The 24,754-nt window shown below is 58.5% G+C and carries 21 protein-coding genes; 6 read left to right on the forward strand and 15 right to left on the reverse strand.

Features of this window, described 5'->3' with window-relative positions; genetic code table 11:
- Positions 1–2 precede the first annotated feature (2 nt).
- Positions 3–923, reverse strand: coding sequence for a hydroxymethylglutaryl-CoA lyase (locus BLP82_RS03025; RefSeq protein WP_092165236.1), 921 nt, complete (start codon positions 921–923; stop codon positions 3–5).
- On the reverse strand, positions 923–2,209 hold the full coding sequence (locus BLP82_RS03030; protein WP_092165249.1) for a hydroxymethylglutaryl-CoA reductase, degradative: 1,287 nt from the start codon (positions 2,207–2,209) through the stop codon (positions 923–925). Before BLP82_RS03030 ends, BLP82_RS03025 begins: the two co-directional genes overlap by 1 nt.
- A gap of 133 nt (positions 2,210–2,342) precedes the next feature.
- On the opposite strand from BLP82_RS03030, the gene BLP82_RS03035 reads away from it, so the two are divergent.
- The gene (locus tag BLP82_RS03035; RefSeq protein ID WP_092165251.1) at positions 2,343–3,737 is read left to right on the forward strand and encodes an aminotransferase-like domain-containing protein; all 1,395 of its coding nucleotides are present in this window, start codon (positions 2,343–2,345) and stop codon (positions 3,735–3,737) included.
- Between the two features lie 90 nt (positions 3,738–3,827).
- Here BLP82_RS03035 and BLP82_RS03040 read toward each other — a convergent pair whose 3' ends face one another.
- The 8 genes from BLP82_RS03040 to BLP82_RS03080 form a co-directional block, all read right to left on the reverse strand.
- Complete coding sequence (locus BLP82_RS03040) at positions 3,828–5,594, reverse strand: S8/S53 family peptidase (protein ID WP_092165253.1); 1,767 nt, start codon at positions 5,592–5,594, stop codon at positions 3,828–3,830.
- A 94-nt stretch (positions 5,595–5,688) separates the two neighbouring features.
- A complete protein-coding gene (locus tag BLP82_RS03045) occupies positions 5,689–6,255 on the reverse strand; it encodes a DUF6630 family protein (protein ID WP_092165255.1) in 567 nt (188 codons plus the stop codon).
- A 196-nt stretch (positions 6,256–6,451) separates the two neighbouring features.
- Positions 6,452–6,586, reverse strand: a complete 135-nt coding sequence (locus BLP82_RS31500) for a hypothetical protein (RefSeq protein WP_256576531.1) — start codon at positions 6,584–6,586, stop codon at positions 6,452–6,454.
- 136 nt (positions 6,587–6,722) lie between these two features.
- Positions 6,723–7,457, reverse strand: a complete 735-nt coding sequence (arsH, locus tag BLP82_RS03055; protein ID WP_092165257.1) for an arsenical resistance protein ArsH — start codon at positions 7,455–7,457, stop codon at positions 6,723–6,725.
- 233 nt (positions 7,458–7,690) lie between these two features.
- Positions 7,691–7,852 (reverse strand): DUF2986 domain-containing protein, encoded by a 162-nt coding sequence (locus BLP82_RS03060; protein ID WP_092165259.1) that lies wholly within the window; start codon positions 7,850–7,852, stop codon positions 7,691–7,693.
- 435 nt (positions 7,853–8,287) lie between these two features.
- A complete protein-coding gene (locus BLP82_RS30120; protein ID WP_139197803.1) occupies positions 8,288–8,818 on the reverse strand; it encodes a hypothetical protein in 531 nt (176 codons plus the stop codon).
- A gap of 345 nt (positions 8,819–9,163) precedes the next feature.
- Entirely contained in the window at positions 9,164–11,872 is a 2,709-nt protein-coding gene (locus BLP82_RS03075) for an RHS repeat-associated core domain-containing protein (protein WP_256576532.1), read from the reverse strand.
- A gap of 17 nt (positions 11,873–11,889) precedes the next feature.
- The gene (locus BLP82_RS03080) at positions 11,890–13,380 is read right to left on the reverse strand and encodes a DUF6531 domain-containing protein (protein ID WP_092165263.1); all 1,491 of its coding nucleotides are present in this window, start codon (positions 13,378–13,380) and stop codon (positions 11,890–11,892) included.
- 450 nt (positions 13,381–13,830) lie between these two features.
- On the opposite strand from BLP82_RS03080, the gene BLP82_RS03085 reads away from it, so the two are divergent.
- The 4 genes from BLP82_RS03085 to BLP82_RS03100 are packed head-to-tail and all read left to right on the forward strand — an operon-like array spanning position 13,831 to position 18,957.
- Positions 13,831–14,313, forward strand: coding sequence for a formate dehydrogenase subunit gamma (locus BLP82_RS03085; RefSeq protein WP_092165265.1), 483 nt, complete (start codon positions 13,831–13,833; stop codon positions 14,311–14,313).
- Positions 14,307–15,866 (forward strand): formate dehydrogenase beta subunit, encoded by a 1,560-nt coding sequence (locus BLP82_RS03090; protein ID WP_092165267.1) that lies wholly within the window; start codon positions 14,307–14,309, stop codon positions 15,864–15,866. The genes BLP82_RS03085 and BLP82_RS03090 overlap by 7 nt, the downstream gene beginning before the upstream one ends.
- On the forward strand, positions 15,863–18,739 hold the full coding sequence (gene fdhF, locus BLP82_RS03095) for a formate dehydrogenase subunit alpha (protein WP_092165269.1): 2,877 nt from the start codon (positions 15,863–15,865) through the stop codon (positions 18,737–18,739). The genes BLP82_RS03090 and fdhF overlap by 4 nt, the downstream gene beginning before the upstream one ends.
- Positions 18,736–18,957 carry a formate dehydrogenase subunit delta gene (locus BLP82_RS03100; RefSeq protein WP_092165271.1) on the forward strand — a complete coding sequence of 74 codons (222 nt, stop codon included), beginning with the start codon at positions 18,736–18,738 and terminating at the stop codon, positions 18,955–18,957. The genes fdhF and BLP82_RS03100 overlap by 4 nt, the downstream gene beginning before the upstream one ends.
- Positions 18,958–19,032: 75 nt before the next feature.
- Here the strand turns inward: BLP82_RS03100 and BLP82_RS03105 are convergent, their stop codons facing one another.
- The 3 genes from BLP82_RS03105 to BLP82_RS03115 all read right to left on the reverse strand — a co-directional run bounded on the left by BLP82_RS03105 (position 19,033) and on the right by BLP82_RS03115 (position 20,816).
- Positions 19,033–19,563, reverse strand: a complete 531-nt coding sequence (locus BLP82_RS03105) for an AidA/PixA family protein (protein ID WP_092165273.1) — start codon at positions 19,561–19,563, stop codon at positions 19,033–19,035.
- A 333-nt stretch (positions 19,564–19,896) separates the two neighbouring features.
- Entirely contained in the window at positions 19,897–20,217 is a 321-nt protein-coding gene (locus tag BLP82_RS03110; protein WP_092165275.1) for an isochorismate lyase, read from the reverse strand.
- An 80-nt stretch (positions 20,218–20,297) separates the two neighbouring features.
- Positions 20,298–20,816 carry a UxaA family hydrolase gene (locus BLP82_RS03115; RefSeq protein WP_256574046.1) on the reverse strand — a complete coding sequence of 173 codons (519 nt, stop codon included), beginning with the start codon at positions 20,814–20,816 and terminating at the stop codon, positions 20,298–20,300.
- Positions 20,817–20,885: 69 nt separating this feature from the next.
- On the opposite strand from BLP82_RS03115, the gene treA reads away from it, so the two are divergent.
- A complete protein-coding gene (gene treA / locus BLP82_RS03120; RefSeq protein ID WP_092165637.1) occupies positions 20,886–22,511 on the forward strand; it encodes an alpha,alpha-trehalase TreA in 1,626 nt (541 codons plus the stop codon).
- 160 nt (positions 22,512–22,671) lie between these two features.
- Here the strand turns inward: treA and BLP82_RS03125 are convergent, their stop codons facing one another.
- Both BLP82_RS03125 and BLP82_RS03130 read right to left on the reverse strand, forming a co-directional pair.
- Positions 22,672–23,625 (reverse strand): sensor domain-containing diguanylate cyclase, encoded by a 954-nt coding sequence (locus tag BLP82_RS03125; protein WP_092165277.1) that lies wholly within the window; start codon positions 23,623–23,625, stop codon positions 22,672–22,674.
- A gap of 3 nt (positions 23,626–23,628) precedes the next feature.
- Positions 23,629–24,639: a response regulator gene (locus BLP82_RS03130; protein ID WP_092165279.1), complete on the reverse strand. Its 1,011-nt coding sequence runs from the start codon at positions 24,637–24,639 to the stop codon at positions 23,629–23,631.
- Between the last annotated feature and the right edge of the window lie 115 nt (positions 24,640–24,754).

Genomic DNA, 24,754 nt, shown 5'->3' on the forward strand with positions numbered 1-24,754 from the left:
AGTCAGGCCTCTCGTCGTCGTTTCGCCAAGAGCGCCCGTGCAACTCTGGACGCCGTTTCTCGACCCAGATGAGCGTCAATGAACTCCCCGGCGTCGACGACGGCATCCAGGTCGACGCCGTGTTTGATCCCCAGGCCATCCAGCAGATAAAGCACATCTTCAGTGGCCACGTTTCCGGTCGCGCCAGGGGAGTAGGGGCAACCACCCAGCCCGGCCACGGAACTGTCGAACACACGAACGCCCATCCCCAGCGCGGTATGGATGTTGGCAATCGCCATTCCATAAGTGTCATGGAAATGACCTGCCAAGGCGTTCACTGGAACCACACGGGTACAGGCGTCCAGCAACGCTTTGGTGGCCGCGGGCGTTCCTGTTCCAATGGTGTCGCCCAAGCTGATTTCGTAGCAGCCCATCCCGTAGAGAGCGGCACTCACGGCAGCCACCGTTTCAGGTTTAACGTGACCTGTGAACGGGCAACCCATCACGCACGAGACATAGCCTCGCACCCTGACGCCGGCATCCCGGGCGCGTACCATGACTGCCTCAAAGCGCTCGAGGCTCTCGGCTATGGAGCAATTGATGTTCTTTTGGGAGAACGCCTCGGAAGCGGCGGCGAATACCGCCACCTCGCGGCAACCTGCTGCCAGCGCTTCCTCCAGTCCGCGAGCGTTCGGGACGAGCGCGGTCCAGGTGACATCCGGCAGGTCCGGCAACGCTTTAAAGACGTCACCTGATCCTGCCATGTGCGGCACCCATCGTTCTGAGACAAATGCACCGGCTTCGAGTGTCCGCAGGCCCGCATTGGCGAGTTTTTCCAGCAACTCGACTCGTATGGCGGGGGCGAGCGTCCGGTTCTCGTTTTGCAAGCCGTCGCGGGCACCGACTTCCACCAATCGAACGGACAGTTCGAGATGGCTATTCATCACTCAGCCCGCTTTTGCTTGAGAAGCTCCGCCGCTTTGTCGGAGCGAACGTCCCGTGCATCGACCATCTCTTTGACCAGCCAAGTCACTTCATCGCCTTTCGCGCCGGCTGACAGTGCAATATTTCGTGCATGCAGCGCCATGTGGCCACGCTGGATGCCTTCCGTAGAGAGGGCTCTCAAAGCTCCGAGGTTTTGTGCCAAGCCGACGGCGACCGCGATTTCGGCGAGTTCCTGAGCGGTTTTCACCCCCAGAATGCGCAAGGAGAGTTGTGCCAGTGGGTGGGTTTTCGTGGCACCACCGACCAGTCCGACAGGCATCGGCATTTCGAGAGTGCCCACCAGATTCCCTTTGCTGTCTTTTTCCCACGTTGTCAGCGAGCCGTAGTGTCCATCGCGGCAGGCGTAGGCGTGAGCACCCGCTTCCACTGCGCGCCAGTCGTTACCTGTGGCGACGATGAGCGGGTCAATCCCGTTCATGATGCCCTTGTTGTGGGTCGCGGCACGGTAGGGGTCGATGACGGCAAAGTTATAGGCGTCGAGAATGCCTTCGATCACGTCCTCACCTTTATAAGCACCAGTGGTGAGCAACGCTGGGGCAATACGGATCTGGGCACGGGCCAGGCGCAAGTCGGCGAGGTTCGAGAGAATGCGCAGGCGTACCTTCCCGCCGGTGATTTCCTCCATCAACGGGGCGACGGCTTCTGCCATCGTGTTCACGGTATTGGCACCCATCGCGTCACGCACGTCCACGATCAAGTGAGCCACGAGCATCGGGCCTCTCGGGCTTTGGGCAAAGGTGTGGACTTCGAGGTCCCGGCAACCGCCCCCTAGCTTATTGAGCAATTGATCCTTGCGGTTTGCCAATTCAATGATGTCGTCTTTGCGACGCAGGAGGCTGAGGCGGGCATTGAAAGGGTCTTCAATGTCTACGATCTGGACTTGTGCGCGCATCAGCGGTTGCGAACTGGACGTCAGGAATCCACCCGCGTCACGGGCAAGCTTGGCCATGAAAGAGGCCGCGGCAACGACGGAAGGCTCTTCCACGACCAGTGGGACAATGACGTCTCGGCCATTGATCTGGAAATTGCTGGCGACGGCGTAGGGTAATTCGAACTTGCCGATCACGTTCTCGATCATGCCATCAGCCATTTCGAGCGGGAGCGCACCTTCGTCGCTAAGCAGGGCCACGTCAGCGGCCGGGAGGTTGAGCAGGTCTTGAAGGTGATTGAGGCGCTCGGCAGGCGTCAGGCTGCGAAAATTGGGAAGGCGAGAGTCGATGCTCATCTGGAAATCCTGTCGCGGTTGTTGTTTTAAGTTGCCGCCACACTATTCCGCTCTGTGCCTGTAAAGAAGGTACAGTTTGGACAGACAGTACCTAAGCTGTACCCTTGTTGCTGGCACTGGAGGGATTCTCGGCATGAGCAGAATGACCTTGGCTCAGCAGCTCACCGCTTCGTTGGCAGCCCAGATTGATGACGGCACTTATCGCGTGGGCGACCGTTTGCCGTCACTTCGTGAATGCATGCGTTTGTTGGGACATTCAAAAAATACGGTCATCACGGCGTATGAAGCGCTGGCCTCTCAAGGCTTGGTCGAAGCCAGGCATGGGCAGGGGTTTTTCGTCAAACAAGGCACCAGCGGTCACTATGAACCCGAGGAACCGCCGCCCTATGCCAGGGCGATGGATACCATCTGGCTAATGCGCCAGCAATTCGTCCGTGAGCCTGGGCATTCGCCTCTTGGGGAAGGATTCCCTCCCGTAGAGTGGTTAATGGACATGCGCCTGGACAAGTTCACCCGGCAAATCATGCGGATGGGCGTTACCACGCTGTTCAGGTACGGAAATCGCCTGGGCAATGCCAGCTTGCGCCAGCATCTGGTGCAAAAATTGGCGTCTTACGCCATTAGCGCGAATCCTCGGCAAATCGTCACGACTCACGGTGCAAATCATGGGCTGGACCTGATCATCCGACGCTTCCTTGCGTCGGGGGACACGGTACTTGTCGAAGATCCAGGCTATTACCCTTTGTTTGGCAAGCTGCAATTGCAGGGGGCTCGAATGCTGTCCGTGCCGCGTTTGCCCGATGGCCCGGATCTTGATGCGCTAGAAGCACACCTGCGCCTGCATAAACCGAAACTGTTTTTCCTGCAGTCCGTTGGCCATAACCCGACAGGGTCTGACATTTCGCCGGGTAAGGCGCATCGACTGGTTCAATTGGCACAGGAGCATGATTTCATTTTGGTGGACGATGACGCGTTGGCTGATTTCAAGCCCGCCGCAGCCATCAGAGTGTCGGCATTGGACCAACTGAAGCGTTCGCTGTACGTGGGGAGCTTTTCGAAATCCGTTTCCGCAGCCCTGAGAGTGGGGTTCATCGCTGGCAGCAAGGAGGTTATCGATGAGTTGGGCGACCTGAAAATGTTGCTGCACACCAGTTCTTCCGAGCTATGCGAGCGAACGGTCGACGTGGTGTTAATGGAGGGGCATTTCCTGAGGCACTTGATTCGGCTTCAAGAGCGGGTCAAATCGGCTACCGCCGCAGCGTTGGAAATGCTGGACGAGATGGGGGCCGACGTGTTCTGTCGTCCTGAGCAGAGCCTGTATTTATGGGCCAGGTTTCCTAACTTCGACGATGCCAGGGAGTTGACCCGGCTGCTGTTGCCGAAGGGTTTCATGATCGCTCCCGGGCACATTTTTTCGCCCGAGCAATCACGTATCAATCCATGGACGAGACTCAATGTGGCTTATCTGAACGACCCTGTCTTCAAGTCCACGCTGCAACAATGGGCGGTGGATGGCGGGGGGCGTTGATGAGTGTTCCAAAGCCTGCCGGACCCGCGAAGCCAAGCCCCGGCTAGCGCGGTGCAATCCATCCACCGACTGACCCCCTGACCCAGCGGTTCAGCGCACACGATCACGGCTTTGCGCGGCCAGGTCCAGGGCCTTTTGCATGTCCAGCCGCGCCGAGCGGCCGACATCCTTGTCGTTGAGTTGATAGCGACGCTCCGACGGCAGGATGGGAGCGGTGAGGTCTTCGGCGTCCATCTGTTCGAAGTCGTGGTTGTCGCCGATGGTCATGGCGCTGCGGCGTAGCAGCATGCGCAACTGTTCGGGTTGCAGTTGCGGGTTGATGGACAGCATCGCCGCCAGCAGGCCCGCGACCATGGGCGTGGCGTAGGACGTGCCGCAATGCACCGCGCTGTCCTGGCCGGCGTTGGTCGTCGAGGCGTGGGCGCAAGCGGCGGCGGTGATGTCGACGCGCATGTCGATGTTCGAGGAGCTGCGCTTGACCGCATAGGCCGGGTCGTCGACGGCGACGCCGTTGCGTTCGCTGCGCTGGTGCCCGCCGACCACCAGCAATTGCTCGGTGATGAAGGAGGAGGGCAGGCGGTATTCATCACTGCCCGAGAACGAGGAGCCATTGCCGGCGGAGTTCACCACTATCACGTCGGGATGTTCCTTGCGCAGCCAGAGGAAGAACTCTTCCAGCAGTTCTTCGTAGCCGCCCATGGCCAGGCCCGAGCGCAGCAGCGAGTCGACGTCATCGCCTTTGATGTCTTTGGCCCCGACGCGATGGATGCCCCAACTCCAATTGAGCACCCGCACGCCATCTTCCACGAGGTTGACCGAGGCGGCGATGTTGGCGGTGATCCCGGCATCGGAATTACGTTCGACGATGACCTCGAAGCCCCCGCTGGCTTTGTCCAGGCCACGGAGAAAGCCGGTGTTGCCGCTGTCGTCCCAGCGTGCGGCGAGGATGCCGGCGACAGTTGTGCCGTGGTTGTCCGGTTTGTCCGCATCGCGGGCGTAGACGCAGGTGCGCGGTGGCGAGCAAGCGCCGAGGTAGTCCGCGAAATCCGTCGTGTCGAAATCCACATCGCGCTCGATCAGGCCGATGCGCACCGGTTGCGGCTGGATGGGCGGCTGTCGCCCGGGGATGCGTCGTTGGTAATAATTCACCGCGTCGAGAAAGCGATTCGCGGCCCATTCGTCAGAGTCCAGGGCCGGTTTCTTCGGCTCTTCAGGCTGGGCAGGGGCCTGCTCGCTTTCTTCGGCCGAGGACTCCTCGGTAACCACGGCATCCACGCTGGTCTCGCTGCCCAGACGCAGCACCAAGGCGTCACGCTGCACCAGATCCTTGGCCGGCAGACGAAGTTGGTAGAGGTTCAGCGGCGCGATGCTACCGACCACTTTCGCGCCGTATTTCTGGGCCAGACGCTCGGCTTCCTGACGACCATCACGGTCTTCCTCGATCAGCACGCTGACCAGGTCGACGTAGGTGGTCAGGCCGTCCATGTTCTTCGCCACTTCGTCCGGCCCGGCGGCCAGCACATGACTGTTGCGCAAGGTCAGCCAGGCGGCATTGCTGGTGCGGGGGCCGTCTTGCAGCCAGAGCGGGCCACTCTGGTAATCGGCGCTGTCCAGGCGCAAGCGCAGGGTTTCCCCTTCACGCTGGACCGTGTCCGCGGGTAGCGCCTTTGCGCCCAACTTGAGTTGTGGCGTTGCGTCGCCCAACCCGCGCGCTGTCAGGCACCAGTCCTGATGCTGGCTTTGCAGCAGGTCGCCACAGCGTTTCAGGCTTTCCAGGCGCAGTGGTTGCGGCGCAGCGGTTGCCATGCCGGCAGCCAGGGTGAACAAGGTCGCGAGGGCAGTGGGTCGTAGGAGCATGGGCCAGGTTTCTTTGTCGAGGGTCCTGTTGCTCCGACTGTTACGGTGTTCGCTTCGTTCAGCGGCAGAGCGATGCTCGGCGAATACATCTTCTTCAGAAACTCTCGAGGTGCACTTCAAGACCTGCCTGTCGCGCGAGTTCGATCATGGCTTCGACCTGGTCTGCCTCGGCGATGAACCCGATATATTCGTCGCCACCGGAGTCCAGGTGCAGGTAGCGTTTATCGAACGCCGCCAACCATTGGTCGAAATTGGCCAGCGTCTGCGACATCGACAACGTGCCCTCATGGCGGTAGGGGTAAGTTTCTTTCACCCCGCTGGCGCTGACCAGATAGGGCACCAGATATTCGAAACCATCGAAGCCTTTCCAGTCGACGCCTAGCAAAGCCAGGTGTTCGAGCTTCTGGCCCTTGCCTGCATCCAGCAGGCCTTCCACCAGGGCCGTGGCCGGCTCTTGGCCCGAGCCGTAAATGCGCAGCACACGCCTGACTAGCCTGGCGCGTTCGCCTTCTGGCATGCGGACCAACAGGGCTTGGGCAAACGCCTTGAGCCCGGAGCGATAGGGATGCAGCTCCCGCATGATCGTCGCGTCGCTGACAGTCGTTTCCTCTGGTGGCGGCAGGGTAAAGCGGCCGCCGAACAAGCGATCAAGAATGCCCATTTCCTTTCCTCGGATTGTCCATTTTTCCAACCAGCCGTTACACGTTTCCCACATGAACGCGATACCTGATATCCCGATCAAAGTGGTCTTCCGGGTTCTCATAAGCTTCTAGGGTTTCCAAGAATCCTGTCCGCTCAAGACTCGTCAAATCCTCAAGGGTCCAATCGAAGGGGAAGTCGCTGGAAAAGCTCTCGCCCTAATATTCAACCCATTGAAAAACCGGGAAGGGCAGGTAACCGAGCCACTCTGATCGATAACTGATCTCGTCGGATTCGCTGCTCTTCACCACGGCGCGGATCTTGTGCTTGATGGCTGCTTGACGTTCATCCATGGTGTTTCGATCCCTAGCTCGGGGTTGGGCTGGAGGGTTTGGATGTAATAGCGCTCACTCATGCGTTCCTTGCGGTTCAAGGGCGTATTTTGCCTCGAAAAGCCAAACGCAGCACATCCTGATTCTGCCGCTGCGCCTAGATGGACCTCTGGTTAACGCGTTTGGAGAGCGCTTCGGCGCTTTCCTTGCGCTCGGAGTAGCGGTCTACCAAATAGGCTTCTCTGCCACGCACCAGCAAGGTGAACTTCATCAGCTCCTCCATGACATCGACAACCCGGTCGTAATAGGACGATGGCTTCATGCGTCCGGCTTCGTCGAACTCAAGGAAGGCTTTGGGGACGGAGGATTGATTGGGGATCGTGACCATGCGCATCCAACGACCCAACACGCGAAGTTGGTTCACCGTGTTGAAGGATTGCGAGCCGCCGCACACTTGCATCACCGCCAACGTCTTGCCCTGTGAGGGACGAACCGCGCCCAGGGCGAGCGGGATCCAGTCGATCTGGGCCTTGAACACCGCCGACATCGAACCATGGCGTTCTGGCGAGCACCAAACCTGGCCTTCCGACCACATCACCAGGTCGCGCAGTTCCTGCACCTTGGGGTGATCGACGGGCGCATCGTCCGGCAATGGCAGCCCGGACGGGTCGAAAATCGCGGTTTCGGCGCCCATGAGCTCCAGCAGGCGCGCCGCTTCGCGGGTCAGCAACTGGCTGAAGGAGCGCTCGCGGGTTGATCCGTACAGTAGAAGTATGCGCAGCTTGTGCTGTGGTTCTGCGCTCGGCGCGAGCTTTTCCGGCGTAGGTACATCGAAAAGTGACAGGTCCAGATTTGGAAAGTCATTTGGGGGTTCGCTGGAAAACTCAGTCATTGCACATCTCCCGTCCGGTCGAAAACCTGATATATGGAAAAAAGAATATTCGTATTTCCATATATTTAGCGCAAGACGCAATTTGACTGACGGTCCGAAATTTCGCCGAAGGCAGATGACTTCAAGGGGAGGGGATGCGGGCTGGAGTCAGCCCGGCAGGACTGAAGCGCAAGCTTGAGATCAGCAGCCAGGTGCGGCGTTTTTGGCGCAGCGCTTCAAGGGGGGGACGTGGATTAGCTTTGTGCAGGTGTGATAGGCGCATCACTGGCTTCAGCCGCCAGTTTCAGTCGGTCGGCTTTGCTGATGTATTGATTCTTGCTTTTGGGTGCCAGCTTGGCACTGGCTTTTTTGGCGTTAGCCTTCAATAACTGGTTTATTTTCTTACGGCGATTCATGTCGATCTGCTCAGCGTGTCAATGGTTGGATGGTATCAGCTTTCCGTTTTCTCAGGATTTTTCCTGATTTTGGCAACGGGCTTCACGCGGCGCTCGACAATGATCGAGTCATTGGGGATCTCCAACCGGATCGCCGTTTCCTCGGTGTGCATTTCAATGAGCGTCGAATTGCCAATGCCTCGGAAAATCACCGTCGCATTTTCAAATCTTTTGTAATTTTCCAGCGGGAAGTCCTTGGGGCTGGCAATAGGTTGACGTACAAAGAAGCATAGCGATGATTTTTTGCTCTTGTGGCGAGATGGGAGGCCTTTTTTGGGGAGATCTATGGGACTGGTAACTACTGCTGTTGCATTGAAGTCGGGCGCTTAAATACCTCTTAAAAAAACGTTACGGTTTGGGGCAAGCTGTAACGTTTAGTAACTCACATGCTAGCCCTCATGAGAATCTCGATATCCACCAAGTGATATAGATTTCAAGGTGATTGTTTGACCATGATATGTATTTCAATCCCTGGTGGTTGGTCAGGTGTTTTACAGTCAGCGTCTCGGATTTACTTGCTGGATGCCTTTCGAATACGGTGTCTGATGCTTTCGGAAAGTAGGATATGGCAAATAATCGTCCGTTTATAAAGCTGAATTGCGCAGGGGCGGTGCTGTTATCTATTTTGTAGTTGGGTACTTCAAATGTTTTTAAAGAGAATTTTTTTCGCAGAAGACCGCTGTTTTTTTCTGAGTTTTCTAGAGTTATAGGTTTATAACCTTCCGTTTCAAGGGAGTTCAAAGTCTGATCAACAAAGCTGCAGCTGTTGAAGTTGTTTACTAGCGGAGGTCGAGAGTTCTCGCAAGCCCGTTCAATGTTCACGGGTTCTTGGTATTTGAGTCCGATGACAGCAAAAACCACAGTCACCAAAGCAATCAGTGCTGCTGTTGTTTTCGACAGTTTAAGAATGGTATTAATAGTACGCATCTTCAGAGCTTGCCTCTGTCCTTAAAATTCCATTGTTAAGAAATGTCATATAGCTTTTGGGGCGGTTTTCAGGAGAGTTGTTGCCCTTGGCTGCGCATGTTTCCACTTGGTTGTTATTTTGTATTGCTATAAGTAAATATAAGTAAGAAGGATTAGGTCGAGTCCTAGGATGATTCTGCCAAAAGTGCAGAGATTTCCGACGCTTTCTTTGTAGCTGCTCTTATAGAGGCACCACCATGGTCCGGCCACTACAATGCCTTGGCCCTTTTTGGCATGTGGATACGCCGTTATCATCAGGCTTATATAAGTCAGACCCAGTATTGAAAAAATGTATGCGATCATTGTTTAGTACTCTATGGGGCCAGTGCTGTAGTTAGGCCCCGGAATGCCGCCCATAAGTCCGCCATAGGCGCAAAGTGTTCCGTCGGGGTTCAGTTGTCCTCCTAAGAATAGACCAGCTCGGCCCGGCGCCCCGGATACGACTCCACCGTCGGGAAGATGATCTTTCCAATCGGGACCACAATTTGTTTCTGGCGGAGGGGGCATTTCACATACTAGTATCGCAGCACCCAATCCACCGACTCCAAGGGATCCTGTGGCTGTAGGTTCTCCTTGAATATAGGACGCGCAGTACATCCCAAGACAAGCGGTAAAGCCGTAGCGAGCGACCTGTTTTCCTGGCATAAGCGTAGGGCCGTTGGGATAACCCATAAGTCCTTTTGGATCGATAACATTCAACGGATTGGCCATTGCATATTCGAAAGTATTCAAACCGCCTGTCAACCCAATCGGATCGCTCTGCATGTAGCGTCCAGTTTTCGGGTCGTAATCACGGAAATAGTTATAGTGGAGTCCAGTCTCGACATCGTAGTACTGACCGGGAAAGCGCAGGTTGATTTCCAGTTGTCCGCTGGCTTCCTTTGTACCAAATGCATCGGAAACCCACTCCCATATCTTTGTTCGCGTTGCGTTCGTTGCGATCCGCGGTGTGTTGAGGTGGTCGCTATGGAGGTAGAACGCGGCGCTGTTTGCTGGCGCGCCCGTTGCACCGTAGCTCACACTGATCCCGCCCAAGGGCACCCCTTCGAGCCAGATATAAAACTGACTTCTCAGCTTCTTGCCTTGGTTATCGAATACGTGCTCGCCAAGAGGTTCGCCACTCAACCCGTAGATAAATGTTGTAGTGCCTTGAGAGGTGATTTTTTTGGTTCGTTGGCCGAAAGCGTTGTAGCGGAACCGAGCCTTGACAGTACCCTTGATTTTCACTTTGTTCAGGCGATTCTGCTCGTCGTAGGAAAACTGACGATCGGCGCGGTCTGCGGTCAGGTTGCCTGTCGCGTCGAAGCCTACCGAGTGGGTGCCTGCCAGCGTCAACCGATTGTTGCTCGCCCCATACTGATAAGACGTGCCAGCGGTGACACGCAACTCGCCGTCAATCAACGTGCTGAGCGCTTTTCGGGTGCGGTTACCCGCGGGATCATAAACGTAAGTCATCCGGTTGAAAGCAGTAGATTCTCCCACCAGGCGATCCAGCGGGTCATAGCTGTAGCCATGGTTGTCGACTGAGTCGCGTTGCATTTGAGTCATGTTTCCCTGGCCGTCGTAGGTATAGGCGTTACTCTGGCCTGCAACGGTTTGAGCGGTCAGCCGGTAGTCCAGATCGAAGGTACGTTGAAGCGTAGTCCCGTTGGCCCAGGTCAGGTTTTTAAGCGGACCAAAAGGTTGATACGTGATGTTGCTGGCGAACGCGGTCGGCTGCCCCGTGCCGCGCCGAATTTGTACTTGGCTGATTTGTCCTGTGGTGTTGCGCGAGTAAACGATGCTGAAACCTGTTGGATAGTCGATCCTGCTCAATCGATTGGCTACGTCGTATCCATAGCCGATTTGTTCTGGCTGAGTGGCTGTGTTTGCAGGCGCTGTTTGCCGCTGGCCTGTAACGTTGCCTTGGGCGTCGTAGGTGTAATTCAGCTCCCCGTTGACGTCCTCCACGGCTGTCAGTCGGCCAATGCCTTTGTTACCGGCGGCAATCGAATCGTAGTGGAACTGAACGTCCAGTGCCGGGTTCGTCGGATAGCGGCGGGCGGTCAGGCGATTGAGCGCATCGTAGGCAAAAGTCGTGACCACACCACGCGCGTCCACCTGTTGCGTCACGTTGCCTGCGGCATCGTATTGGTAGTCAGTGGAGCCGCTCTCAGGGCTGTTCACCCGCGTCAGGTTTCCCAGGCCGTCGTATTGATATTGAGTGGTCGCACCACGTGGGTCGCGGACTTGCGTGAGGTTATCTTGAACGTCGTACTCAAGTTGAGTGATGCCATTGAGCGGGTCAGTATTCGTCACCCATCGGTTCAATGGGTCAAAGGCCCGTTGATGGCTGTGATTGCGGGGGTTGGTCAGCGCGATCGGATTATCGTTAAGGTCGTACTGGGTCCGGCTTGTCTGGCCGGCAGCACCCACTGAACGCAGCAAGCGACCCAGTTCGTCATACACCCATTGATGTTGTCTGGTCAGATGACCGGTCTTGTCCTTGATCCTTACCGCAGTCCGGCTCCCCATCGGGTCGAGATCAAATTCGATCTGTTCCCCTGCGTTATTGCTCACTCGAATGAGCCGCCTTGCGTCGTCCCAGGTGTAAGCCGACCAGCTATTGTCTGCGCGAATGATCTTGGTGATGTCGCCCACGGCGTTGTGTTCAAAGCGAACAGTGCCGGTAGCGGTACTCAACGACCTCACCCAGCCTTGTGGTGAATAGGTCAGGTTTGTAATAACGCCATTGGAATCGACAATTGTCTTAGGGTTGCCGGTGACGTCAAAGTTGGAAAATGTAGTGGTGTGCCCGAGCGCGTTGATAATGCGTGCCAGATGTCCTTTGGCATCGTATTCATAGCGGGTAATGTCACTTACATCTGTTCGGGGCCCATCTGACGACTCCAACAGCCCCTGGGTATTGTAGGTAAACGACCAGCCACGTTCGGCAGCTTGGCAAAGAGGAAGGGTGGTAATGGTTCCGCCCAAAGCGAGAGCGAACAGAGCAACCTTGCAGATCAATGTATTCATATTCAGATCCTTCTGAATTAACGTGAAATGATTGTTTTACTGAGCTGGCGCCCTTGAGTGTCATAGGTGTATTGAATGGAGCGATTCGGTTCGTTGATACGCACTGGGGAATACAGCGTCGGGTGCCATTCGGTGGTGATCATTCTCGCTTGAGAAGTGCCGCTCGCTTCCGTGCGAGAGGTTTCCAGGCCACGGTCGTTGTGGAGATAGGTGGTTATATTGCCTTTGTTATCTGTTTTTGTTGTCAGCAGACCGCGGGTGTCGTAGGTGAAAGTTGAGTTGCTATCGGGACAGTTGGCCGATGGAAAACCTGTAATGGATTTGATGCGTTTGATGCCTTGAATCAATTCAAATTGATAGTGCGTCTGCTTGCCCAACGCGTTAGTGACCGTGGACGATCCATCACTGTTGTAGTTGACCAGGACTTTCTCAGCTCCAGCAGCGTGCTCACTTGAAATGGCGCGTCCTTGTTCATCATAGGTCCATGTGGCGTAACGTACCCCGCGTTCATCGATAATGCCGGTCAGCAGTCTGCGGTCGTTGGGGTCTTGATAAAGGTATTGTTTGTTTTCTGTATGGTTTGGATGGTTTTTGATCATCGAAGTAAGCTGTTTGTAATCATTGTAGGTGTAGCTAATGTTTACGTTGTTCGCTGTGACGGTAAGAGGTTGCTTCTTTGCGTCCTCGGTAAACGTTAAGGTGTTGCCAAAGCCGTCAGTGACAGTTGCAATGGTATTTAAGTATGTGACGTTTAGTGCGATACCTGATTTGATAAGCGCTATGAGCCTTCCGTCGCTGTCAAACTCAAGTACGTGGTTGTTGGAGGCATGATAGCTCCAGCGGTTTGACAGGCGGGTGAGCTTGCCCGTTTCTGGTGGTTTACCCTTATACGACGCACCTTCCTTTTCGAAATAGGAGAGATTTCCATTATGATGAATAAGCGTGATCAGGTTCTCTTCGAAATTTAGTCTGGATGAATAACCATGTCGCCATACTCCATCGGCGCTTCTGTAGGACTTTGAAAACTCGAGTGGATTTAAAGCTGAAGGTGAGTTCGAAACAGAGTAGTCATTTTCGAGTTGTATTTTATAGCCTGTTGCGAAATTTATCGGATTTCCCGTTAGGCTTGAAGGGCAGCTGTTGTCCACCCCTTGGGCTTCGCATTGTTCGGTAAAGTTATTAAAAGTTTTCCCGCCTTCGCATGAGTTGCCATGCCTGTATATCGATATGGCTAGATTGTCATCGGGCCCGTCACCATAGAAAAGGTTACAGGTCCATTGGTTTTCCCTTGAGGTGGGAGTGGCAGAGCCGTATTCATACATTTCGTACTCAGTGTTTTCGTGCAGAAATCGACAGGCTAGTTCTGGGGATAGATGATTTTTCTGTGGTCCCTGCCAATCCCAAGCTTCCGGTTGAATGTGCCAATAATATTCCTCTGCTGTTGTGTTAAAACTAGTGGCAAGCAGTGAGAGTGACAGAGAGTATGAGGCGAGTGTTTTGGGTGACATTGGGCGTCCCTGCGGTTTTTTAGGTTTTAAACTCCCTTAATGATTTCTCGGTGCGACGCTGTGAAAACGATACATATATAGTGTGTTTGTAACCTTATGTTGTGATCCAGCAAAGCTTTCGCCATGCTGGCAGTCAGGAAAACGGCCAAGCCATCGATCGCTGTGCGTCGCCTACAATCACTTGTGTATTTGACCTCCCGCGGGCGCAGGACAACTTTTCCCGCCTAGTCGCTTTCAGAACACGTTTCGTCGTCCATGTGCAATCGCCAACCCCCGGGAGTGGCAAGCTGTGAGGATGCCCCGGATCAGGTGCGCCAAAGACACCTGGCCGGAGAGCGAGAATGGCGATCGGATGTGCCACGCTACCGTGACGTGGGCCGGACGCCGCAGCCAAGACTCCGGACGGCTGCCGCCATGCGGCGGTGTCGTTCGAGATGCCGAGGTACGTTTATGCCTGATGAGACGCTTCACCTGCCTTTGATCCATAGCGTGCTTGCGCGCGAAAAGGACACCCCCGGTGCCTTGCTGCCTATTCTCCATGCCATCCAGGCAGGCTGCGGGTATGTCCCCGACAACGCCGTCCCGGAGATCGCCCACGCCCTGAACCTCAGCCTGGCTGAAGTGCGCGGGGTCATCAGTTTCTACCACGATTTCCGCACCACGCCGCCGGCGCGCCATACGCTTCGCCTGTGCCGGGCCGAGTCCTGCAAGAGCATGGGCGCCGAAGCCCTGGCTGCGCAGTTGCGCGAGCAGTTGGCGCTGGACGATCACGGCACCAGCGCCGATGGCAGTATCAGCCTGCGCCCGGTCTATTGCCTGGGGGCCTGCGTCTGCTCGCCGGCCCTGGAGCTGGACGGGGAACTGCATGCCCGGATCACGCCCGAGCGTCTGCGTCAGTTGGTCAATGATTGCATGGAGGAGGGCGCATGCTGACGCTCTGTATCCCCCGTGATTCGGTGGCCCGTGCCGTGGGCGCGGACAAGGTGGCCGATGCGTTGGTCCGTGAGGCTGAACGTCGCCAGCTGCCGCTGACGGTGTTGCGCACCAGTTCCCGTGGCCTCTACTGGCTGGAACCGTTGGTGGAGCTGGAAAGCGCCGGCGTCCGGCTGGGCTTCGGCCCTGTCACGCCCGCCGATGTGCCGGGCCTGCTGGATGCCCTGGCAGGCGATCCTGGTAGCCATCCGCTGGCCCTGGGGCCGGTGGAGGAGATTCCCTATCTCAAGAGTCAGCAGCGCCTGCTGTTCGCGCGCGCCGGCATCACGCAACCGCTGTCTTTGGACGACTACCGTGCCCGGGGCGGCTTCCTGGGCCTGGCCCGGTCCATCCAGATGGACGGCGCAGATGTCGTCGCCAGCGTGCTGGACTCCGGCCTGCGTGGCCGGGGTGGTGCGGCGTTTCCGGCGGGCATCAAGTGGCGCACTGTGCGTGATGCCCAGGGGCCGCAGAAGTACGTGGTCTGCAACGCCGACGAAGGCGACTCCGGCACGTTCGCTGACCGTATGCTGATGGAAGGCGACCCCTTCCTGCTGATCGAAGGCATGATCATCGCCGGCATCGCCGTAGGCGCGACGATGGGCTATATCTACGTGCGTTCGGAGTACCCGGACGCCGTCAATACGCTGAACGACGCGCTGCACATCGCCCGTGAGGCCGGTTACCTGGGCGCGAACGTCGGCGGCAGTGGCCACACGTTCGAGCTGGAAGTGCGGGTCGGTGCCGGCGCTTATATCTGCGGCGAGGAAACGGCGCTTTTGGAGTCCCTCGAGGGCAAGCGCGGCACGGTGCGCGCCAAGCCGCCGCTGCCGGCGCTGCAAGGCCTGTTCGGGTTGCCGACACTGGTGCATAACGTGCTGACCTTGACCTCGGTGCCGATCATCCTGGAGAAGGGCGCGCAGTTCTATCGCGACTTCGGCATGGGCCGTTCCCTGGGCACGATGCCGTTCCAACTGGCCGGCAATGTCCGTCACGGCGGCCTGGTGGAACGCGCCTTCGGCCTGAGCCTGCGAGAATTGGTGGAAGGTTACGGCGGCGGTACCGCCAGTGGTCGGCCCCTGAAGGCCGCGCAAGTGGGTGGGCCGTTGGGTGCCTGGGTGCCGCCTTCGCAGTTCGATACGCCGCTGGACTACGAAGCGTTCGCCGCCATGGGGGCGATGCTCGGCCACGGTGGTGTGGTAGTCGCCGACGACAGCCTGGACATGGCCCAGATGGCCCGGTTCGCCTTGCAGTTCTGCGCCGAGGAATCCTGCGGCAAGTGCACGCCATGCCGGATCGGCTCCACCCGCGGGGTGGAAGTGGTGGATCGCTTGATCGCCAGCACCGAAGCCGGTGCCCGTCAGGAACAGGCCCTGTTGCTGCAGGACCTGTGCGACACCCTGCAATACGGTTCGCTCTGTGCCCTCGGTGGGATGACGTCCTACCCTGTCGCCAGCGCCCTCAAGCATTTTCCCGCCGACTTCGGTCTGGCGACCACGGAGGCCGACCAATGATTACCATCTTCGATCCCCGCACCGATATCGACTTGGGCACCCCGGCGCGTGAAAGCGCCGTGCAGGTCAGCCTGACCATCGACGGGCGCGAAATCAGCGTCGCCTCCGGCACTTCGGTCATGCGTGCCGCGGCCTTGCTCGGCACCACCATTCCCAAGCTCTGCGCCACCGACAGCCTCGAAGCCTTCGGCTCCTGCCGCATGTGCCTGGTGGAAATCGACGGCATGCGTGGCTATCCCGCGTCCTGCACCACGCCGGTGACCGAGGGCATGGTGGTGCGCACGCAAACCTCCAAGCTCGCCACGCTGCGACGCAACGTGATGGAGCTGTACATTTCCGACCACCCGCTGGACTGCCTGACCTGCTCGGCCAATGGCAACTGCGAATTGCAGACCGTGGCGGGGCAGGTGGGCCTGCGCGAAGTGCGCTATGGCTACGAAGGTGCCAACCACCTGGACGAGGCCAAGGACGTTTCCAACCCGTATTTCGACTACGACCCGAGCAAGTGCATCGTCTGCAGCCGCTGCGTGCGTGCCTGTGAGGAAATCCAGGGCACCTTCGCCCTGACCATCAGCGGGCGTGGCTTCGATTCCCGGGTGGAAGCGGCCGGGGGTGACAACTTCCTCGACTCCGAATGCGTGTCCTGCGGCGCTTGCGTACAGGCGTGCCCGACGGCGACCCTGATCGACAAGAGCGTCGTGGAAATCGGCCAGCCGGAGCGCAGCGTCATCACCACATGCGCCTACTGCGGCGTGGGTTGCTCGTTCCGCGCCGAGATGAAAGGCGAACAACTGGTGCGCATGGTTCCGGACAAGAACGGCCAGGCCAACCACGGCCATTCCTGCGTCAAGGGTCGCTTCGCCTGGGGCTACGCCACGCACCCGGATCGCATCACCAAGCCGATGATCCGCAAGCACATCAACGACCCGTGGCAGGAAGTCAGCTGGGACGAGGCGGTCACCTACGCCGCCAGCGAACTGCGCCGGATCCAGCTCAAGTACGGGCGCGACTCCATCGGCGGCATCACGTCCAGCCGCTGCACCAACGAAGAAACCTACCTGGTGCAGAAACTGGTGCGCACCGCGTTCGGCAACAACAACGTCGACACCTGCGCCCGTGTCTGCCATTCGCCTACCGGTTACGGCCTCAAGCAGACCCTGGGCGAGTCCGCCGGGACCCAGAATTTCGATTCGGTGATGAAGGCCGACGTGATCCTGGTGATGGGCGCCAACCCAACCGACGCGCACCCGGTGTTCGGCTCCCAGCTCAAGCGCCGCCTGCGCCAGGGCGCGCGACTGATTGTCATCGACCCACGGCGCATCGACCTGGTGGATTCGCCCCATGCCCGCGCCGAGCTGCACTTGCAACTGCGTCCGGGCACCAACGTGGCAATGCTCAACGCGTTGGGCCATGTGATTGCCACCGAGGGCTTGATTGACCTGCCTTTTGTCGAAGCTCGCTGCGAGGCGGCGGATTTCGCCCGCTGGCGCGATTTCGTCAGCCTGCCGGAAAACTCGCCCGAGGTCCTGGGCCCGGTTTGCGGCGTACCTGCCGAGCAGATCCGCGCTGCGGCACGGCTCTACGCCACTGGCGGTAACGCGGCCATCTACTACGGCCTCGGCGTCACCGAACACAGTCAAGGCAGCACCTCGGTCATGGGCATCGCCAACCTGGCCATGGCGACCGGCAATATCGGTCGCGAAGGTGTCGGGGTGAACCCGCTGCGTGGGCAGAACAACGTCCAGGGCTCCTGCGACATGGGCTCGTTCCCCCACGAGTTGCCAGGCTATCGGCACATCTCCAACGAAGCGGTCCGCGCCGAGTTCGAGCAGGCCTGGAACGTCACCCTGCAACCCGACCCGGGCCTGCGTATCCCGAACATGTTCGAAGCGGCCCTGGACGGCACCTTCAAGGCGCTTTATTGCCAAGGTGAAGACATCGCCCAGAGCGACCCCAATACCCAGCATGTGACGGCCGCGCTGTCCGCGCTGGAATGCGTGATCGTCCAGGACATCTTCCTCAACGAGACGGCCAAGTTCGCCCACGTGTTCCTGCCGGGCAGCTCGTTCCTGGAGAAGGACGGCACCTTTACCAACGCCGAACGCCGTATCTCCCGTGTTCGCAAGGTGATGGACCCATTGGCCGGCAAGGCCGATTGGGAAGCCACCATCGCCCTGGCCGATGCCCTGGGCTACAAGATGCACTACAACCACCCTTCGGAAATCATGGATGAAATCGCCCGCCTGACGCCGACCTTCACCCGCGTCAGCTACGCCGAACTGGAGCGCCACGGCAGCCTGCAATGGCCTTGCAACGATGCCGCGCCGGACGGCACGCCGACCATGCACATCGAGCAGTTCGTGCGCGGCAAGGGCCGCTTCATGCTCACCGGCTACGTGCCCACCGAAGAGAAGGTCAACAACCGCTACCCGCTGCTGCTGACCACCGGCCGCATCCTCAGCCAGTACAACGTCGGCGCCCAGACCCGGCGCACCGAAAACGTCGCCTGGCACGAGGAGGACCGTCTGGAAATCCACCCGACCGATGCCGAGAACCGCGGGATCGTCGACGAAGACTGGGTCGGTATCGGCAGCCGTGCCGGGCAGACGGTGCTGCGCGCGAGGGTGACCGAGCGGGTGGCGCCGGGCGTGGTCTACACCACGTTCCACTTCCCGGAATCGGGCGCCAATGTGATCACCACCGATAACTCCGACTGGGCCACCAATTGTCCGGAATACAAGGTGACAGCGGTGGAGATCGTGCGGGTCAGCCAGCCTTCGGAATGGCAGAAGCGTTACCAGGCCTTCAGTGATGAACAAGGCCGCCTGCTGAGGGAACGTCGCCATGCCGAAAAAGCCGAGGTGCGTCGATGAGCTCTGACAGCTTGATCAAGATGGCCAACCAGATCGGTCAGTACTTCGCCAGTGAGCCGGACCATGCGGTGGCGGTGCGTGGTGTGTATCAGCACATCAAGAGCTTCTGGACGCCAACCATGTGTCGCGACTTGATGGCCTGGCAAACGAAACATCCTGACGCTGTCCTGCACCCGTTGGTGTTGGCAGCATTGATGGAGTTTGAAAAAGCGGCCTAGGAATGTAATGCCAGTCAGCTAAGCCTCAAACCTGTGGGAGCAAGCTCTGCTCCCACAGGGCTGTGTACCTTTCAGTTATTGGTTATTGACGGTGATGTAGGGGTCCCAGGTGTTGGTCGGGCCAATCTGGTTCAGGTTTCGGTCCAGCAGAACGAAGTAGATTTGGTACCAGAGCTTGCCTGGGCTCAGTGCAGTGGACTGCCAGAAGGTATAGGTCACATCGGTTTTGGCGATACCGCCGGGGGCGCCGTTGTCCAGATAAGGCACGGGGATGCCGGGAATGTTGAACGGTGTCGGCTTCGAAATGGTGCCCTTGTAATCACCGCCCTGGTGAGGGTCGCCAATCTCGACGTCCTTGATCAATGCGATGCGGTCGAAGTTGCGCGACAGCGTGGTGGCGCGCCAACGAATGATGTCACCGGGTTTTACGTCGAACCACAATTCGTTACCGCCTTCGCCTTCGCCGCTGGTGATGTTGGCATGGCTGTCGATGGCACTGCGGGTCACCAGCATGGCAATCGCGCCGCCTACGTCGTTGGGGTGGGCGAGCAGGTAATCGGCGTCAACGTTGACCAGCACATCAATGGTTTGGGTCGTTCCAGACATTTTGTTGCTCCTTGAGGGAATGACATTGACGACCGCGCCTGCAAAGGCGTCCGGGCCACCCGGTCCCTGGGTGCGGTCTCGAGAGGAACGATAGGTGATAGCTTTGTAGTGTCAAATCTCGAATGCTTGACGCTGGCCAAGCAGAGCGAAGCGCAACACAAACAAGGCGTTGATTTACTTTTGGCGTGGACGATCACCCACTGGATTCTGGGTGGTTTGCGGGTGGTTTTAGTGGCCAAAGGCGTACGAATTTTGTCGGCGATTGCTCCCGAACTCGCCGGAGGACAGGATGCTGGCAAGGAGGGGACGCCCTTGCCAGCGAAGCAGGAAAAATCAGCTCCGGGCTTGATCGGCCGCCCAGTGCTTCATTTCTTCGGCAATGAAGTGGTTCACCAGGTCGCTGTACATTCTTTCGATGGCATCCGGGTTCAGGCCCTCGGCCTCGGCCCATTCCCGTCGTGTCGCCAGCATCGCCTTGAAACGCTCCGGCGCACGTACCGACGTGGCCGAGGTCTTGAACTTCGAAGCCGCGAGTACGTATTGAAAACGCTTGCCCAGCAATTTGATGACCGCCTGATCGAGGGCATCGATTTCACCTCGGATGTCCTCCATGCTGACGCACTCCGAGGGTTGCAGCCGATTGCAGACTTCCATGTAGATCGCTCCATTGTTTGAGCAGGCTCGGCCCAGCCTGGGCCGATGTGCTGATGTGGGTTGAATGCCAATCCAGGCTATCAGGTTTGGCAAGCGGGGGGAGCTTGCCTGTGACAACGATGGTGAGTGCTGCCGCCATCGCGAGCAAGCTCGCTCCCACAGGAGACTTGGACAGGCCGCAAAATCGAGGTGCACCACCGATCAAACTGTGGGAGCGAGCAATTGACGTTGGAAATGACCCCGATGTAATTGCGTGTGCCGACGCGTCCATCCTCGCGGACGTAACCTTCGAAGGTCGCGGGATTCTCGCTCAACGACGTGGGGGCATACACGTTACGTACGCTGTGTTCGGTCGTATTGGCGGGCATGTCCAGATTGTTCACGTGGACGTGATCGCCCGGCTCGATGGCCTGAGTGGCCTGGCCGTACTTGAGCACACGCTGGCCGGCCAACACCGGGCGCAGGGCGATCTTGTGGCCGGACGGAATCGCCTGCCGGGCGACCAGGCTGATGCCGTCGGCACTCACCGGCTGACCTTCGGCGATATCGCCTCGGGCCACCGCGACATCATCGCCAGGCGTCGCCCGGCGCTGCATCATCGGCTGAACCCAGGTCCATTCCGGCAGGTCACTCGTTTGTCAGGAACGAAAAACAGGATGGACCCCTTGATGCGACCTATTGAACTCACCAGCCTTTCCTTTGCCGCGCTGCTGTGCGTGGCCTGTTCAAGCCAACCGCCTGCCACATGGAGCTACGTCGACGCCCAGGGACGGGCCAATCTTCCCCCCGACCAGGCCTACCCCGAGCTCTTTGAAGCGGTGCAGCGTGGGCAGGTGTTCACCGACCAGAAGCATTTCGTGGACGCACTGCCCAACCGTGATCCGGCACAGATCCGCGCCGACTACCTGGCCCAACGTGGTCGCGACGGCTTCGATATCAAGGCCTTCGTGAAAGACAACTTCATCGAATCTGGCCAAGCCGAAAGCCCGGCGCCCAAGCCCGGCGCTCCGATCCAGGAACACATTGACAGCCTCTGGCCGATACTGAGCCGATCCTACAGCCAGGTGCCGGCCTACAGCAGTTTGTTGCCCTTGCCGCAGCCCTATGTGGTACCTGGCGGACGCTTTCGCGAGATGTATTACTGGGATTCGTATTTCACCATGCTGGGTCTCGAGCAAAGCGGCGATAAGGCCCGGGTCCGCCAGATGACCGATAACTTTGCCTACATGATCGACACCTACGGCCACATTCCCAACGGCAATCGCACCTACTACCTGAGCCGGTCGCAGCCGCCATTTTTCGCCTACATGGTGGAGTTGCAGGCGCGCATCGAAGGTGACCAGGCCTATGGGCGATACCTGCCACAGTTGCAGAAGGAGTATGCCTATTGGATGGAGGGCGCCCAGGCACTCAAGCCCGGCGCTGCGGATCGGCACGTGGTCAAACTCGCCGATGGCAGTGTGCTCAACCGCTATTGGGATGCCAGCCCGACGCCTCGACAGGAATCCTGGTTGCAAGATGTCAGCACCGCCGAACAGGCGCCGGATCGCCCCAAGGAGGAGGTCTGGCGTGACCTGCGCGCCGGCGCCGAAAGTGGCTGGGACTTCAGCTCGCGCTGGTTGGACGACGGACAGAACCTGGCGAGTATTCGCACCACTGCCATTGTGCCCGTGGACCTCAATAGCCTGATCTATCATCTGGAACAGACCATCGCCAAAGCCTGCGAGACGGTGCAGAACGGCCCGTGCGTCCAGGCTTACGGCCGGCGCGCCGAATTGCGCCAGCGGGCCATCGAGCAGCACTTGTGGAATGCCGACAAAGGTTTCTACGTGGACTACGACTGGCAACGCCGGCAACAACGCCAGCAGCTCACGGCGGCGACGCTTTTCCCGCTGTACACCGGCCTGGCCGGCGCCGAACATGCCCATCGCACCGCCGATGCGGTCCGTGATGGCCTGTTGCGTGCCGCAGGTATCGCCACCACCCAAGTCGACACTGGCCAGCAGTGGGACGAACCCAATGGCTGGGCACCGCTGCAATGGGTCGCGGTGGAGGGGCTGGACCGCTACGGGCACACCGCGTTGGTGCAACAGGTAGGCAGTCGCTTCTTGCAGCAGGTCGAGAACCTCTACCGCAAGGAAAACAAGCTGGTGGAGAAATACGACCTGTCCGGACGGGGCGACGGCGGGGGAGGTGGCGAATATGAATTGCAGGACGGCTTCGGCTGGACGAATGGGGTGACGCTCAAGCTGTTGGGTAAATATGGCCAGACTTCCTCAACCCTTGGCCAGTGAATGCCAATGAACCCATGTGGGAGCGAGCTTGCTCGCGATGACGGCGTGCCAGCCACCCTCAATGCTGCTGAACCAACGCTATCGCGAGCAAGCTCGCTCCCACAAGGGATGTGAGGTGGGCATCAAACCTCACCGTCATCCTGGAAAAAAAATGGGCTCGCTATTCATGCACCGTCACCCGATTGCGTCCGGTCTTCTTCGAGGTATACAGCGCCTGGTCGGCCCTGGCGATCAGCTCGGCGTGGTCGTTCGAGGGCTGGCTCAGGTCCGCCACTCCCAGGCTGACGGTGAAGCGGATAGTCTGGTCGTTGAACTGCACTTCCAGTGCTTCGATAGCCTTGCGCAGGCGCTCGGCGAAAATATGTGCACCAGCCTTGTCGGTGTCTGAAAGCACCACGGCGAACTCTTCACCGCCATAACGCCCGGCCACGTCGGACTCGCGTACATGTTCGTGCAGCAGCTTGGCGACGTGCTCGATGACCTTGTCGCCAGCCTGGTGACCGTAGGTGTCGTTGACCCGCTTGAAATGATCGATGTCGAGCATGACCAGGCTCAACGCATGGCCATAGCGCTGGTGCCGGGCGTAGGCGGCTTTCAGGTTGCTCTCCCAATGACCACGGTTGTACAGCCCCGTCAGCCGATCGGTGCTGGAGAGTCGCTGCAGCTGTGCGTTGGCGGCCTGGAGTTGATGCCGGTTGGTGGCGACGTCGGTAACGTCATAGATCACCAGGCAGATGTGCTTGATGGTGTTGTCGGGCGAGCGCAGCGGCAGCAGTGTGGTGTTCTGGTACATGAACGCCTCCTGGCCGGTGATCGGCTGGTAACTCTTGAAGCGCATCAAGTACGGGCGCTGCTCCCAGACCGTGAACGCTGGCGTGCCCAGGGTCGCGACGCTTTCCACCTTGCGGCAGAACCATTGGCGATCGATTTCGGGGAACAGGCTGAAAAAAAGCTGGTTGTGCGCGTCCTTGGGCTGTACCCCGGAGCGGTTCTCCATGAAGGTGTTCCAGACTTGCACGCGGTACTCGCGGTCGAGCACCACCACCCCGACGTCGATGCTCTGAACGATGGCCAGCAACCAGTGGAATTCGTTCAGATCGATGGATTCGCTCATGGCTCAGTTCATCAGGTAGGCAAGTTTGTGGGTCAACCGTTCGATGGAGTCTTCCGTGAACAACAGCAACAGGTCGAAACGAATATCGTGCCCTTCCAGGCTGTAGCTGATTTCCACCGCCAAGGTCTTTTTCCAGTGTTTGCTGTTGGTCCGGATCAGTTCCTCGATGGCTGCGTGCTGGCCGAGAATCTGCGGGTGGCCCTGGGAAAACACCACGTCGATCTGTTCGGCAATGCTGCTCAGGCACGCGCCGATCAGGACGCTGGAAAGGTCCAGCAACATCTCCAGGTCCGAATAGTCGGCGCTCTGGCGCTGCATCAATTGCGCGATGTCGGCGATTTCCGAGTCATGGAAGATCAACAGGGCTTCGCCAGCGATGCCGCTGCCGATAAAACCCTGGCAGATCGCGGTGAGTTGCTGGGCGCTGCCAACGTCGGTCAAGGCCATGTGCAACTCACCGACTTCGAGGAGGTTCACGTTCGGCACCGGCAATTGCACGAAGACCCCCAGCACCTTGGCGATCAGGGCCGCTGCCCGGCCGATGGCCACGTTGACCGTCTCGCGGAACACATCGTGGAAACTGATGGCCGTGGTCGTGACCGAACGATTCTGCAATGGCACCTGGCTGGGTTGGGCCAGTAGCCCCAGCCGCGCCAGCGTCTGGCGCAGGTCGTTTTCATCGAACGGTTTTTTCAGGAATGCCAGCGCGCCCAGCTCATGTACGCGGCGCACCGCCTCATCCTGGACGTCACCGGAAATCACGATGACCTGCGCCTTCAATCCTTCGTCGCGCAAGGCGCTCAATACCTGGTAGCCATCCATTTCCGGCATGGTCAGGTCGAGCAGCACCACATGCCCCAGGCCCTGGCGTATGGCGTCCATGGCCTGGCGGCCATTGCTCGCCTCGGTGACCGAAACCGGCCAGTCTGTCGGCAGTGCACGCAACACCTGTTTGCGCGCCATGTTGGAGTCGTCACACACCACCAGGGGAATCAACGACACAGGAATGACCATGGCTGATCAATGGCAGGGAAGGAGGGGCTACTGACATCATTCATAGGCTTGCAAAGACCCTTTGATTAACGAACCGGGTTTATCAGGCTTAGCGTCCTGCACGAAAACTGCGGGG

This window comes from Pseudomonas sp. NFACC37-1, assembly GCF_900101575.1.
GTDB classification, from domain to species: Bacteria; Pseudomonadota; Gammaproteobacteria; order Pseudomonadales; family Pseudomonadaceae; genus Aquipseudomonas; species Aquipseudomonas fluorescens_AA.